15 protein-coding genes are annotated in these 12,999 nt (G+C 66.9%); 6 read left to right on the top strand and 9 right to left on the bottom strand.

Translation table 11 applies throughout. The annotated features are described in order from the left end of the window. Positions 1-82: 82 nt before the first annotated feature. The 4 genes from K6T56_00405 to K6T56_00390 form a co-directional block, all read right to left on the bottom strand. Positions 83-277 carry a methylmalonate-semialdehyde dehydrogenase gene (locus K6T56_00405; GenBank protein ID MCL6554800.1) on the bottom strand — a complete coding sequence of 65 codons (195 nt, stop codon included), beginning with the start codon at positions 275-277 and terminating at the stop codon, positions 83-85. A 247-nt stretch (positions 278-524) separates the two neighbouring features. After that, the gene (locus K6T56_00400) at positions 525-1,229 is read right to left on the bottom strand and encodes a lactate utilization protein C (protein MCL6554799.1); all 705 of its coding nucleotides are present in this window, start codon (positions 1,227-1,229) and stop codon (positions 525-527) included. Continuing rightward, a complete protein-coding gene (locus tag K6T56_00395; protein MCL6554798.1) occupies positions 1,148-2,557 on the bottom strand; it encodes an iron-sulfur cluster-binding protein in 1,410 nt (469 codons plus the stop codon). The genes K6T56_00400 and K6T56_00395 overlap by 82 nt, the downstream gene beginning before the upstream one ends. Beyond that, positions 2,548-3,291, bottom strand: coding sequence for a (Fe-S)-binding protein (locus tag K6T56_00390; protein MCL6554797.1), 744 nt, complete (start codon positions 3,289-3,291; stop codon positions 2,548-2,550). The genes K6T56_00395 and K6T56_00390 overlap by 10 nt, the downstream gene beginning before the upstream one ends. Before the next feature lie 104 nt (positions 3,292-3,395). Here K6T56_00390 and K6T56_00385 point away from each other — a divergent pair, with 104 nt between their 5' ends. Beyond that, positions 3,396-4,166: an IclR family transcriptional regulator gene (locus tag K6T56_00385; protein MCL6554796.1), complete on the top strand. Its 771-nt coding sequence runs from the start codon at positions 3,396-3,398 to the stop codon at positions 4,164-4,166. 6 nt (positions 4,167-4,172) lie between these two features. Here the strand turns inward: K6T56_00385 and K6T56_00380 are convergent, their stop codons facing one another. Further along, positions 4,173-4,586, bottom strand: coding sequence for an Hsp20/alpha crystallin family protein (locus K6T56_00380; GenBank protein MCL6554795.1), 414 nt, complete (start codon positions 4,584-4,586; stop codon positions 4,173-4,175). A gap of 102 nt (positions 4,587-4,688) precedes the next feature. On the opposite strand from K6T56_00380, the gene K6T56_00375 reads away from it, so the two are divergent. Then, positions 4,689-5,186, top strand: coding sequence for a heme-binding protein (locus K6T56_00375; protein ID MCL6554794.1), 498 nt, complete (start codon positions 4,689-4,691; stop codon positions 5,184-5,186). 29 nt (positions 5,187-5,215) lie between these two features. Beyond that, a complete protein-coding gene (locus K6T56_00370; GenBank protein ID MCL6554793.1) occupies positions 5,216-5,617 on the top strand; it encodes a hypothetical protein in 402 nt (133 codons plus the stop codon). A 9-nt stretch (positions 5,618-5,626) separates the two neighbouring features. Here K6T56_00370 and K6T56_00365 read toward each other — a convergent pair whose 3' ends face one another. Further along, a complete protein-coding gene (locus K6T56_00365; GenBank protein ID MCL6554792.1) occupies positions 5,627-6,532 on the bottom strand; it encodes a LysR family transcriptional regulator in 906 nt (301 codons plus the stop codon). 89 nt (positions 6,533-6,621) lie between these two features. On the opposite strand from K6T56_00365, the gene metE reads away from it, so the two are divergent. Continuing rightward, entirely contained in the window at positions 6,622-8,910 is a 2,289-nt protein-coding gene (gene metE / locus K6T56_00360) for a 5-methyltetrahydropteroyltriglutamate--homocysteine S-methyltransferase (GenBank protein ID MCL6554791.1), read from the top strand. Positions 8,911-8,913: 3 nt separating this feature from the next. On the opposite strand, the gene K6T56_00355 is transcribed toward metE, so the two are convergent. Then, positions 8,914-9,699 (bottom strand): tRNA 2-thiocytidine(32) synthetase TtcA, encoded by a 786-nt coding sequence (locus K6T56_00355; protein ID MCL6554790.1) that lies wholly within the window; start codon positions 9,697-9,699, stop codon positions 8,914-8,916. Further along, positions 9,696-10,448, bottom strand: a complete 753-nt coding sequence (locus tag K6T56_00350; GenBank protein ID MCL6554789.1) for a pteridine reductase — start codon at positions 10,446-10,448, stop codon at positions 9,696-9,698. The genes K6T56_00355 and K6T56_00350 overlap by 4 nt, the downstream gene beginning before the upstream one ends. Positions 10,449-10,534: 86 nt before the next feature. Here K6T56_00350 and K6T56_00345 point away from each other — a divergent pair, with 86 nt between their 5' ends. After that, positions 10,535-11,680 (top strand): class I SAM-dependent methyltransferase, encoded by a 1,146-nt coding sequence (locus K6T56_00345; protein ID MCL6554788.1) that lies wholly within the window; start codon positions 10,535-10,537, stop codon positions 11,678-11,680. On the opposite strand, the gene K6T56_00340 is transcribed toward K6T56_00345, so the two are convergent. After that, entirely contained in the window at positions 11,677-12,546 is an 870-nt protein-coding gene (locus K6T56_00340; protein ID MCL6554787.1) for a LysR family transcriptional regulator, read from the bottom strand. The two genes, K6T56_00345 and K6T56_00340, sit on opposite strands and share 4 nt — an antisense overlap. A gap of 109 nt (positions 12,547-12,655) precedes the next feature. On the opposite strand from K6T56_00340, the gene K6T56_00335 reads away from it, so the two are divergent. Beyond that, complete coding sequence (locus tag K6T56_00335) at positions 12,656-12,997, top strand: TusE/DsrC/DsvC family sulfur relay protein (GenBank protein MCL6554786.1); 342 nt, start codon at positions 12,656-12,658, stop codon at positions 12,995-12,997. Positions 12,998-12,999 lie beyond the last annotated feature (2 nt).

The raw sequence follows: 12,999 nt of genomic DNA, 5'->3' as shown, positions 1-12,999 counted from the left end.
CCGGCCGATTTTTTTACATCGTGAAAACGAGTCTTGTCCTGTGATAAAGCCTAGACCGCAAGCGGGAGATTTTCAAGCCCCCTCAGAGCGTGGGCATGCTCAAGCCGGCCTGCTCCCGCGTCGGGGTCAGCCAGCGGCTGGTGACCGTCTTCGTTGGAGTATAGAACCATATGCCCTCCATGCCATGAACGTGCAGGTCCCCGAACAAGGACTGTTTCCAGCCGCCGAAGGAAAAGAAAGCCATGGGCACCGGAATCGGCACGTTGATGCCCACCATGCCCGCCTCCACGTCGTGCTCGAAGCGGCGCGCCGGGCCGCCTCAGCGCCCGCGCCACGTCCTCCTCGCCGGGAAGCGCCACCTGACGCACCGCCTGCTCCGTGGCGGAATTGAACACGTCGCCGACGCGGCCGCTTCGCGTTTGCCATCGCTCCACGGGCGCAGCACTGCCATGGAATACCTCCTCGATCTGCACCTCGGGGGCAGGTCTTCACTTTGATCGCGGCGCAGACACCGGGACTTCCCCTCAGGGTCCCACCAGGATGATGTGCACCCGGTAGGGTCCGTGCGCGCCCAGGGTCACCGTCTGTTCGATGTCCGCGGTGCGCGACGGTCCGGAGATGAGATTCACCGCCCGCGGCCAGATGGCCGCTTCGCGCCGCAGCAGGGCGAAGGCATCCTCCAGGGTGGGAACGAGCCGTTGCACCGGCACCACCGCGATGTGGGTCTCCGGCAGGAGGCTGGTGGTGGCTGGCGTGCCCTCACCGGACGTCACCATGAGGGTGCCGGTCTCGCAAATGGCGGCAAAGACACCGGTCAGCCCCACCGGATCATCCGCGCCAGCCGGGCGGAAGACGGCCTCAATGCCCACCGCCTGCCAGGCAAGCTTGGCGAACTCCGGCCAGGCGGCAAGGCGCCGGGGCAGGCCCTCTGCGTCGAGGTAACGCGCCACCTCCGCCGGCACGGCAGAGAAATCCGCCACCCGCGCCACCGTGCTGGCCAGTTGCCGGGCGCGTTCGGTGAAGCGGCTTGCGGGATCGCTGCAGTGGGGCGTGGCAGGGCCGCGCACGGGATTTTCTACCCGGGCCGCCACCGGCGTGTCATCCCGGCGGGCGGCGGCAAGCCGCCCCAGAATCCGCTCGCGAGCGCTCATGGTTTGCCCCGGCGGCGCGCCCAGGCGGCAAGGAAGGTTTCGCCGGCGGGCGCCGGCAGATCGCGGTGGGCGAACCATCCCGCCGCGCCGGGCAGACGGCAAAGCCGGCCCCGCGCACCGGCAAGGCGGGTAAGAAGCCACGCGGCCATGCCCATCACCGCGTGATAAAGACGGGGCCGCAGCACCAGCGCCCGCCAAAGACGCAGGCTCAGGGTTTCCAGGCGGGGGCGCAGTCCGCGCACCTGTTGCACATGGCGCAGCTCCCGCAACAGGTCGGCAAGGGGAATGTTCACCGGACACACCTCCGCGCAGCGCCCACAAAGGGTAGAGGCGTTGGGCAGCGGCGTGGCCCGTTCGAGGCCCGCCAACAGCGGCGTGAGGATGGAGCCCATGGGACCGGGATAGACCCAGCCGTAGGCGTGCCCGCCCACGCTCTGATAGACCGGGCAATGGTTCATGCAGGCGCCGCAGCGGATGCAGCGCAGGATAGGCTCCAGTTCGCTGCCCAGCAGCCGGCTGCGGCCGTTGTCGAGGAGGATGATGTGGAAATGCTCGGGCCCGTCCGCATCCCCCGCCTGTTTCGTGCCGGTGAGCAGGGAGACGTAGTTCGTGATGTCCTGCCCGGTGGCCGAGCGGGGCAGAAGACGGAGCAGGGTCGCCGCATCCTCCAGGGTGGGCACGACCTTTTCGATGCCGGTGATGGCCACGTGCACCCGCGGCAGGGTGGTGGCAAGCCGTCCGTTGCCCTCGTTGGTGACGATGAGCACCGAGCCGGTCTCGGCAACGAGGAAATTCGCGCCGGAGATGCCCATGTCCGCGGACAGAAAATGGGGCCGCAGAAACTCGCGCGCCTCGCGCGTGAGCGCGGCAGTGTCCGTCTTGCGCGGCCGCCCGTGGTGGCGGGCGAAGAGGTCGGCGATCTCATCGCGCGTCTTGTGCAGCACGGGCGCGACGATGTGGGAGGGCGGCTCCTCGGCTAGCTGCAGGATGTATTCGCCGAGGTCGGTTTCCACCACCTGCACGCCGGCGGCCTCAAGGGCCGCGTTGAGCCCCACCTCCTCGCTCACCATGGATTTGGATTTCACCGCCTTCCTCACGCCATGGCGGCGGGCGATGTCGGTGAGGATGCGCGCCACCTCCCGCCCATCCTCGGCCCAGTGCACGGTGGCGCCGCGGGCTTGCGCCTGCCGCTCGAAATGGATCAGCCAGGCATCGAGCTGGCGCAGCACGGTGTCGCGGATCGCCGTCGCATGCCGGCGCACCGCATCGGGGTCCTCCAGGTGACGCAGGGCCTCGCGCCGGCCCTGCACGAACTTGGCTTCGGTGCGGCGCAGGGCCTCCTGCAGGCGGGGATTGTGGAGCGCTTCGTGCGCCTTGCGTACGAATTCCACGGCCTTCACTTCCATGCCACTTCCCCCTGCCTGCCGGCCAGCACCTCGGCCACGTGCAGCACCTGTGTGGTGGTATCGCCCAGACGGCGCAGGCGGCCTTCGATGTGGAGCAGACAGCCAAGATCACCGGCGACCACCGCCTGCGCCCCGGTGGCATGGATGGCGGCACACTTGTTGTCCGCCAGGTGGCTCGAAATCTCGCCGAACTTCACGGCGAAGGTGCCGCCAAAGCCGCAGCAGGTCTCGCAACCGTCCATCTCCTCGAGGACCAGGCCCGGCATGCGGGCAAGCAGCGTGCGCGGCGCCGTCTTCACCATAAGTTCCCGCAGGCCGGAGCAGGAATCGTGGTAGGTGATCTTTCCCTGGTACCACCCCGGCGGCTGCGACAGTCCCGCGACTTCGACGAGGAAGGCGGTAAGCTCCCAGGTACGCGCGGCAAGCTGCCTCACCGCCTCGCCCTGCATGTCGCTTTCCGCGAAAAGCCGCGGATAGTGGACGCGGATCATGCCCGCGCAGGAGCCGGAGGGCACCACCACATAATCGCAGCCGGCGAAGTCTTGCGCCCATTTGCAGGCAATCTTCCGGCCCGTCTCGAAGTCTCCCGAGTTGTAGGCGGGCTGGCCGCAGCAGGTCTGGCCGGGGGGCACGACCACCTCACAGCCTGCCGCCTGAAGAAGACGCAGAGCAGCGAACCCCACCGCAGGCCGCATCAGGTTCGCGATACAGGTGACGAACAATCCCACACGCATGGCCGCGCCCGTTTGCACGATGGAGCAAGTTTAATCAAGCCGGGCTTGGCCGTGGGGAAATTTTGCAATACCATTTCACCATCTGAAATCACCCCCGTTCCGCCATGAACACCCACGACGGCAAATCCTCCATCCAGGTCATCGACCGCATGATGAAGCTGATCGAAGTGCTGGCCGCCCACACGGAGCCGGTGAATCTCAAGCAGCTCGCCAGCCTCACCGGCCTGCACCCCTCCAGTGCCCATCGCATCCTCAACGTGATGGTGGAAAAGGGGCTGGTGGCCAAGCAGGAACCCGGCACTTACCGGCTGGGACTCAAGCTGCTGGAGCTGGGCAACCTGGTGAAGGCGCGGCTTGACATCCGGCGCGAGGCACTGCCCTTCATGCAGCGCCTGCATCAGGAAATCAACGAAACCGTCAACCTGAGCCTGCGCGAAGGGGACGAGATGGTGTACGTGGAGCGCACCGCCAGCGGCCGTGCCATGATGCGCGTGGTGCAGATCGTGGGGGCGCGCGCGCCGCTACACATCACCGCGGTGGGCAAAATTTTCCTCGCCGAGGCGGGGGATGAGGAAGCGCGGGCCTATGCGCGGCGCACGGGACTGCCCGCCTACACGCCCCACACCCTCACCAACGAAAAGGCGCTTTTGGAGGAGCTGGCGCGGGTGCGGCGTCGCGGCGTGGCCTTCGACGACGAGGAGGCGGAAAAAGGGGTGTGCTGCATCGGTGCCGGCATCCGCGATGCTGACGGCCGGCTGGTGGCGGGACTTTCCATTTCCGCTCCCGCCGAACGCTTCGACCGCAACTGGGCGCAGAAGGTCAAAGAAACGGCGCAGGCCATTTCCGCCGCCCTCGGCTACCGGCAGAAGGCGTAGCGCCCCTCACTGGATACGCAACTCGCGGCGGGCCCCCGCCTTTTTCGGCAGGACCAGCTCCAGGACGCCGTCGGCAAAGCGGCCCGTGGCGCGTTCCGGATCCACCTCCTGAGGCAGCCTGAAACTCCGGTAAAACAGCCCCTCGTGGCGTTCGCGGGCAAGGAAGCGTTGACCCTCCGCAAGCTGGCGCGGCCGGGCCTGGGCGCTGATCTCCACCTGGTTGCGGTCCACCTTCACGTGAATCGCGTCCCTTAACACACCGGGCAGTTCCGCATCCACGACGAAGGCATCATTGGTCTCCAGGACATCGATGTTGATGTGCCCGAGGGGCTGGCCGCTCTCGGTGGCCGGGGCGAAGAGGGAAAGCAAATCGGTGAAAGGCCGCAGATCAAAAGGGGTATCGAGACGGACGCGGGTCATGATGGTCTCCTCCTTACGTTTTGTCCGTGGCGCTGGAAAACCCGCCACGTATTCCCCACAATAGGAGACGCGCCCTGTCCCCGCAAGGAAAACGGAGGAAACATGCCCGCCGCGCTGCGTCTTGCCGCCCTCCTCACCGCCCTGACCCTGGCCGCCGCCGCGACCGCAGGCGAGCTGCTGCCCCTGCGCCGCATGTCCCTGGAACTTGCCCGGGACATCGCGCAGAAGGCCGTGGAATCCTGCCGCCGCCAGGGCTACAACGTCAGCGCCGTGGTGGTGGACCGGGACGGTATCGTGCAGGTCGTTCTGCGCGACAACCTGGCCAGCCGTTTCACCATGGAGCTGGCGCAGCGCAAGGCCAATGCGGTGACGCTGTCGGGCGCTGCCGGCTCCGAGTTCCGCCGCGCCCGTCAGGACATCCGCGAGGAAATCAACAGCGTGCGGGAACTGTTGATGTTGGAAGGGGCGGTGCCCATCCGCGCCCAAGGCGCGCTTTTGGGCGCGGTGGGCGTATCGGGCGCCCCCGGGGGCGACAAGGATGAAGCCTGCGCGTGGGAAGCCGTGGCCGCGGTGCAAGATCGTCTGGAATTTGCCGACTAGTCAGGATTGGCCAACCCCTGGAGGCGCCCGTGGAAGAATCCTTCTGGCGCGACGCCGAAATCGCCCGCGAGGCTTCCCGCCTGCCGGCCGCCACTTACAACCTCACCCGCATCCTGCTGGCGCGAAGCCCCCATGGCTGCGTCTTCGTCCCCATCCGCAGCATGCAGTATCTGGCGGTGATCGACCACGAGGAAATCATCTTCGTGGACCGCGAAGGCCGGCGGGAGATCGAACTGGCCTGGCAAAGCTTTGCCCCCCATCTGCGTCAAGCCCTGGACGAGCCCGTGCCCTATGAGCGGGTGTATTACCAGACCAAGGGCCGGGAAACCATGAAGCGGCTGCCGCGGGAATTTCACCTGGCCTTGGAACAACTGGCACGCAAAAACACCCACAGCGGCCCGGCCAAGGTCATCAAGCTTCGGCGTCCGTAAGCCGCCCGCCTACCCGCCCACCCCCTTGAGGTGCTGCCGGGCGCAGTCGATGAGGAGGGCGGCGAAATCGGCGTGCTGGCTCTTTTCCGCGCTGCGCACCGCGGCATAGAGGCGCGCCCACAACCCCCGCGGCCCGACCGGTCTGTCCACCACATAGCCCCGTTCCAGATAGCCCTGCACTGCCCAGCGGGGCAGCACCGCGATCCCCCTTCTGGAAGCGACGAGCTGGAGGATGGCCACGGTGAGCTCCGCCGTGCGCCGCGGCGGATTGACGCCGGCGGGCTGAAGCACCCGCCGCACCACATCGAGCATGCGGTCGGGAACGGGATAGGTGATGAGGGTCTCGCCGGCGAAATCCCGCGGCCGCAGATAGGGCCGCTCCAAAAGCCTGTGGCCGCGGGCAAGGAGCGCCACCATTTCGTAGCGGAAGAGGGGAAAGTAGGCCACCCCGCGCCGCGGCCGCGCCTCGGAGACGATGACCAGATCCGCCGTGCGCGCGGCAAGCAGCCCCAGCGGATCGGCATGGAAGCCCGGGACCAGGTCCTGCTCCACTTCCGGATGGCGCTCCCGATGGGCATCCATGGCCGGCATCAGCCAGTCATAACAGGTATGGCACTCCACGGCGATGCGCAGCTCGCGGCGCACACCCCCCTTGGCCAGCCGCAGCAGCTCCTGACGGACGTTTTCCACCTCCGGCACCACCCGCCGCGCCACCGCGAGCAACCTGGTCCCGGCAGCGGTCAGCCGCAGGGGCCGCTGGCCGCGCTCGAAAAGGGCAAGGCCGAGGACATCCTCCAGCGCCGCAATCTGGTGCGACAGCGCCGACTGGGTGAGATGGAGACGGCTGGCGGCGGCGCTGATGCTGCCGGTCTCCGCCACGGTGAGCAGGGTCTTCAGGTGGCGAAGCTCAATCATGCAGGTCGTTCATGATTTCATGAAAAGAATGCGCTTGCTTCATTTTACCACCCGCCCCATGATGCCTGCCTTGGAACGAGGAGCACATCATGACACCAACCATCCGCACCCACATCCTGGGCTACCCACGCATGGGGGCGCAACGGGAACTCAAATTCGCCCTGGAAGCTTTCTGGCGGGGGGAAGCCCGCGCCGATGAACTGGAGGCGGTGGCCCGGGGGCTGCGCGCCACCCACTGGGCCCACCAGATGGAGGCCGGTCTCGATTTCCTCACCGTGGGCGATTTCTCCCTCTACGACCATGTCCTCGACCACATCCAGCTTTTCGGCTGCGAGCCGGCCCGCTTCCGCTTTTCCCCCACGGACACGGCGCTTGCCCGCTATTTCGCCATGGCAAGGGGGAGTCAACAGGCCGGCTGCTGTGGGGCAAACGGGGCGGCACTGGAAATGACCAAGTGGTTCGACACCAATTACCACTACCTGGTCCCGGAGTTTCTGCCGGACACCACTTTCCGCCTCGCCTCGCGACGGCTCTTCGATGAGGTGGCCGAAGCACGCGCCCTCGGGCGGCCGCTGAAAGCCGTGCTGCTGGGTCCGCTGACTTTCCTCTGGCTGGGCAAGGAAAAGGCCGCGGGCTTTTCCCGGCTCGACCTGCTGCCCCGCCTGCTGCCGGTCTATGGCGAAGTGCTGGCACAGCTTTCCGCCCTGGGGGTGAAGTGGGTGCAGATGGACGAGCCGGTGCTGGGCCTGGAACTGCCGGAAGCCTGGCGCAGGGCTTTCGAACCCGCCTATGCGGCGCTCACCGGCAGTGGGGTGAACCTGCTCATCGCGACCTATTTTTCGCCCCTTGCGGAAAATGCGCGCCTGGCCTGTCAGCTCCCCGTGGCGGGGCTGCACCTCGACCTCGTGAGCGCAGGCACCGATCTTGTTCCCGTGCTCGACTGGCTACCGGCGCACAAGGTACTCTCGCTGGGCATCATCGACGGGCGCAATGTCTGGCGCACCGATCTCGATGCAGCAAGCGCGCGCCTGCTGCCGGCGCTGCGACAGAGAGCGGAGGTGTGGCTGGCCCCCTCCTGCTCGCTCCTGCACGTGCCGCTGACGCTCGCCGGCGAAACGGGCCTCGATGGGGAGCTCAAAAGCTGGCTCGCCTTTGCCCGGGAAAAGCTCGACGAGTTGGCGCAACTTGCAAACGCGGCGCGGGGCAAAGCGGTGGACTGGACCGCGATGCGCCGCGCCCTGGAATCCCGCCGCATAAGCCCCCGTGTCCACCGGCCGCAGGTGGCGGAAAGGATCGCCGCCCTCGGGCAGGAGCCGGGTTTCCGCGCCACACCCTATGGCAAGCGGCGCGCCGCCCAGCGGGCCCGCCATCCCCTGCCTGTGCTGCCCACCACCACCATCGGCTCCTTCCCCCAGACACGGGAAATCCGCCAGGCCCGCGCCGCCCTGGCCCGCGGCGAGCTCGATGCCGGCACCTACCGCGGCATGATGGAAAGGGAGATCGCCCGTGCCCTGCGGCTGCAGACAGCACTGGGACTCGATGTGCTGGTGCACGGCGAGCCGGAACGCAACGACATGGTGGAATACTTCGCCGAACATCTGGAAGGCTTCGCCGTCACCCGCAACGGCTGGGTGCAGTCCTATGGTTCCCGCTGTGTCAAGCCCCCCATCCTCTATGGGGACATCCACCGGCCCCACGCCATCACCGTGTCCTGGACACGCCTCGCCCAGGGGCTCACGGACAAGCCGGTGAAGGGCATGCTCACCGGGCCAGTGACGCTGTTCAAGTGGTCCTTCGTGCGCACCGACCTGCCTCTGGCGACGGTCCTGCTGCAGCTTGCCCTGGCCATCCGGGACGAGGTGCGGGATCTGGAAGAGGCCGGCATCGACATCATCCAGATTGACGAGCCGGCGCTGCGGGAGGGGCTGCCCTTGCGGGGTCCGGCGCAGTCCGGCTATCTCCAGGCCGCCGCCCGCGCCTTCCGTCTCGCTGCGGCGCAGACGCGGGACAGCACCCAGATTCACACCCACATGTGTTACGCCGAATTCGGCGACATCCTGCCCACCCTGGTGGAGCTGGATGCGGACGTGCTCACCATCGAGGCCAGCCGCTCGGCCATGGATTCCCTCGCCGGCTTCGCCCGCATCGGTTACCCCAACGAGTTGGGTCCCGGGGTCTTCGACGTCCATTCCCCGCAGGTGCCCAGCACCGCGGCCATGGCGCAGCTCATCGAAGAAGCGGTGGCGGTCTTTCCGGCGCAACGCCTGTGGGTCAACCCCGATTGCGGCCTGAAGACACGGAATTGGGAGGAAGTGGAGGTCGCCCTCGCCAACATGGTGGCGGCGGCCGCCCAGGTGCGCCGGCGGCTTGGCGCCTGAGGCTCAATCTACCACCAGCCGCGCGCCCGCCTCGCGGCGGGGCATGTGGCGGAGTTTTTCCTGCATCGGGCCCATCAGGGGCCGCATGGCGGCAAGCAGGTTGGGGAACAGTCGCGGATGCGCCTTCTCCAGCCCGGCGAGTAACTGTTTCATGTGCATGCGTTCGGTGGGATGCTTGAAACACGCCGGGCAGTTCTCCTGGATCACCGGCAGACCGGCTTGCCTGGCAAAGGCGGCGGTCTGCCGCTCCCGCACATAGACAAAGGGGCGGATGACCCGCAGATCACCGGCGTCGATCACGTAGTGGGCTTGCATGGTACGCAGCTTGCCGCCGAAGAAAGCCGACATGAGGAAGGTCTCCGCCAGATCATCCAGATGCTGGGCCAGCGCCAGCACGTTGTATCCCTCGCGGCGCGCGCAGCCATAGAGAAGCCCGCGGCGCAGCCGGGCGCAGAAGGCGCAGAAGGAATCGCCCTCCATCGAGGTCTTCGCCTGCTCGACAATGGGGAAAGACTCGTAGAAATACGGGATGCCCAGTTGCGGCACGTAGTCCTTGAGGGGGCTCGGGTCGAAGTCCGGCGACTGGGGGTCCACCGTGGCGGCGGCCAGATGGAAACGCACTGGCGCCTTCCGTTGCAGATGGAGCAGCACGTGGAGCAGCGACAGACTGTCCTTGCCGCCGGACACCGCGACCAGAACGCGGTCACCGTCGCGAATCATGTCATAGTCGCCGATGGCACGCCCGGCGCGTACCACCAGGCTGCGTGGCGGGATCACGGTTTCCGTCACAGGCTGGCACTCCGTCCGCCGTCCACGGTCAGCATGTGACCAGTGGTGTAGGTGGCATCGAAAATCAGGAAACGCACCGCCCGCGCGATGTCTTCCGGCGTGCCCTCCCGCTTGAGCAGGGTATGGGCGATGATGCGGCGGCGCTCGGTCTCATCGAAGGTGGGGTCGTCCTCCGGCCACAAGATCGGCCCCGGGCCGATGGCATTCACCCGCACATAGGGTCCCAGCTCATGGGCCAGGGACTTGGTGAGGGCGAGCAGCCCGGCCTTGGCGATGCTGTACACGACGTAGGACTTCATGGGCCGCTCGGCATGGATGTCGGCGATGTTGACGATGGCGCCCCGGGCATGGCGCAGGGCATCCGCCGCCGCCTGGGCGAGGAACAGGGGCGCCTTGAGGTTGGTGCCCATGAGATCCGTCCAGTTCTCCTCGGTGATGGAACCCACCTCGGTGGGATAGAAACTCGACGCATTGTTGATGAGCACGTCTAACCGGCCGAATTTCGCCAGCGTATCCTTGACCAGGCGGGGCAACCCGGCGCAATCCAGGAGGTCTGCCTGTGTAAGCCCCACACTGTCGGGACGGCGCCCGTTGAGTTCCGCGGCCAGCGCCTCCGCCTCGCCGCGCGAGGAACGGTAATGGATCATCAGCCGGCAGCCGGCGGCATGGAGCATGCGGCAGATCGCCGCGCCAACGCGTTTGGCCCCGCCGGTGATGAGGACGACTTTGTCGCTTTCCGAGTTGGGCATCGCTTTAGAGTCAGAAAACGCAGCGGCTTGCCGCCGAAGCCGCCACGGTAGAATGGCCGGTCTGGCCGTCAAGGGAAATCTACCACATGCCTGCCCTGCCCGCTCCCTCGCCCGAGGCCGCGCAGCACAGTCGGCGCCTTACGCAGCTCATCCGTGAGGAAATCCGCAAAAGCGGCTGGCTTTCCTTCGCCCGCTACATGGAGCTTGCCCTCTACGCGCCTGGGCTGGGTTACTACGCGGCGGGGGCGGCCAAATTCGGTCCCGGGGGCGATTTCGTCACCGCACCGGAAATCAGCCCCCTTTTTGGCAGGAGTCTCGCCCACTGCCTTGCCGACGTGCTCGCCGAGACCGGCGGCGACATCCTGGAGCTGGGCGCAGGCAGCGGCCGTCTGGCGGAGGATGTGCTGCAGGAGCTGGCCAGGCTTGACTGTCTGCCGCGGCGCTATCTCATCCTGGAGCCTTCAGCCGAGCTCGCTGCCCGCCAGAAGCAGCGGCTCGCCGCCCTGCCCGCCACCCTCGCCGGGCGCGTGCAATGGCTTGAGGAACTGCCCGAGAAGACAAGCGGCGTGGTCTTCGGCAACGAAGTGCTGGATGCGCTGCCGGTCCATCTGCTGCTGCGCCGCGACGGTATCTGGCTGGAAAGGGGGGTGACGGTGGCCGGCGACGCCTTCGTCTGGAAGGATCGCCCCTGTGGGTCGCCCGCCCTCATCGCGCAGGCGGCCGCCCTCGACCTTCCGGAAAACTATCTGGTGGAGCTGCACCCCGCCGCCGTTGCGCTGGTGGCAAGCCTCGCCCGACGCCTTGCCGCCGGCATGCTCCTTTTCATCGACTATGGCTTTGGACGTGCCGAGTATTACCACCCGGAGCGGCGCACAGGTACCCTCCTCTGTCATTACCGCCACCATGTCCATGACGATCCGTTTTTCTGGCCGGGGCTTGCCGACATCACCGCCCATGTGGAATTCACCGCCATCGCAGAAGCCGCCCTGGGCGAGGGGCTGGAACTTTTGGGCTACACCAGCCAGGCCGCCTTCCTGCTTGGCTGCGGCATCACCGAGCGGCTTGCGGAAACCCCGGTCGTGGATGCCCGCTATCTTCGCCTTGCGGCGGAGGTGCAAACCCTCCTGTCACCGGCGGAGATGGGCGAGCTCGTCAAGGTGATCGGCTTTGCCCGCAATCTCCACCGCCTGCCCACCGGCTTCGGCCTGCGCGATGCGCGACACCGTCTCTAAGCTTGCGCCAGCCGCAGCAAGCCGGAAAAGACCCCCAGCGCCGTCCCCGGCAGTCCCTGCCCTTCCTCCTCCCGGTACACCCCATAGGCCGGCAATGCCAGGCGCGGCGCCTGGCGCAGCACATGGAAACGGCCGGCCTCCACAAAGGGCTGCGCCATGCGCCAGGGCAGGTAACAGGAGCCGCCTTCGGCGAGCAGCAGTTGCACGGCAAGCCAGCCCACATTGACCACCCGCGGCGGCGGTTCGAGGCCGGGGAAAGCCGCCGCTTCCTGCTGATCGAAACCGGGTCCCCAGCGCACGTGGATGTACTCCCGCCCTGGCCGCCGGCGGGGGCGGTCGGAGACGAGGACCAGGGTCTCGTCGAAGAGATGACGCACCACCAGCCCCGGCGTATGGGTAGGGGAATACATGAAGGCGAGGTCCAGGCTGCCTTCGGTGAGCCGGCCCTGCAGATCCGCCTCGAAGCCGATCTCCGCCTCCACGGCGACATCCGGGTGCAGGCGGCGCAGGCGGGCAAGCCATGCGGGCAATAGCCCCTCCCACAGGGCAATGCGCGCCCCCACCCGCAGCGTGCTGCGATAGCGGGAAGGCAGCCCCACCTCGCGCCAGGCCTGTTCCGCCACGCGCACCAGACGTTGGGCGTGGGGCAGGAACCGGCGGCCGGCAAGGGTGAGACTGGCACCGGCGCGGTTGCGTTGAAAAAGACGCACCCCCAGCGCCTCTTCCAGGGCGCGGATGCGGGCGCTCACGGTGGACTGGGTGAGATTGAGCTGATGCGCCGCCTCGAGAAAACTGCCGCGGGCGACGATAGCAAGGAAAGTCCTCGCCTGTTCCACGTCGAGGGGCAGCCGTTTCGCCGGGTGCATGGGGTTATTATCGCTTTTTTCGATAGCAAGCCGCAAAGAATATCGCTTGATTATATGCATCGTCGCCCGTATGTTGCCAGACGGGTTTTTACGGCTGCGGAGGTACAGGATGAAAAGCGTTGAGGCCCATGCCCTGGCCCTGCCACGGGACGCGGAGGGCTATCTGATCAATCCCGAGGACTGGAACGAGGACGTGGCGCGGGAGCTTGCCCGCGAGGAGGGTATCGTGCTCACCGATGACCACTGGGAGGTACTCCACTTCATGCGCAGGTATTGGAACGAACACCAGCTCGCGCCCGATGTCCGCCATGTGCAGGATTTCCTTGCGCAGCGCGGCATGGACCGCAAGGCGGCCAAGGAACACCTCTACCGCCTCTTCCCCTATGGCTATGTGAAGCAGGCGTGCAAACTTGCCGGGATGATCAAACCCCGCGCCTGGAGCACCGGCTGAAC

The sequence above is a fragment of the Burkholderiales bacterium genome, assembly GCA_023511995.1.
GTDB lineage: Bacteria > Pseudomonadota > Gammaproteobacteria > Burkholderiales > Thiobacteraceae > Thiobacter.
Note: the sequence above shows the minus strand (reverse complement) of the source record. Positions and strands in the feature narration are given on the sequence as shown.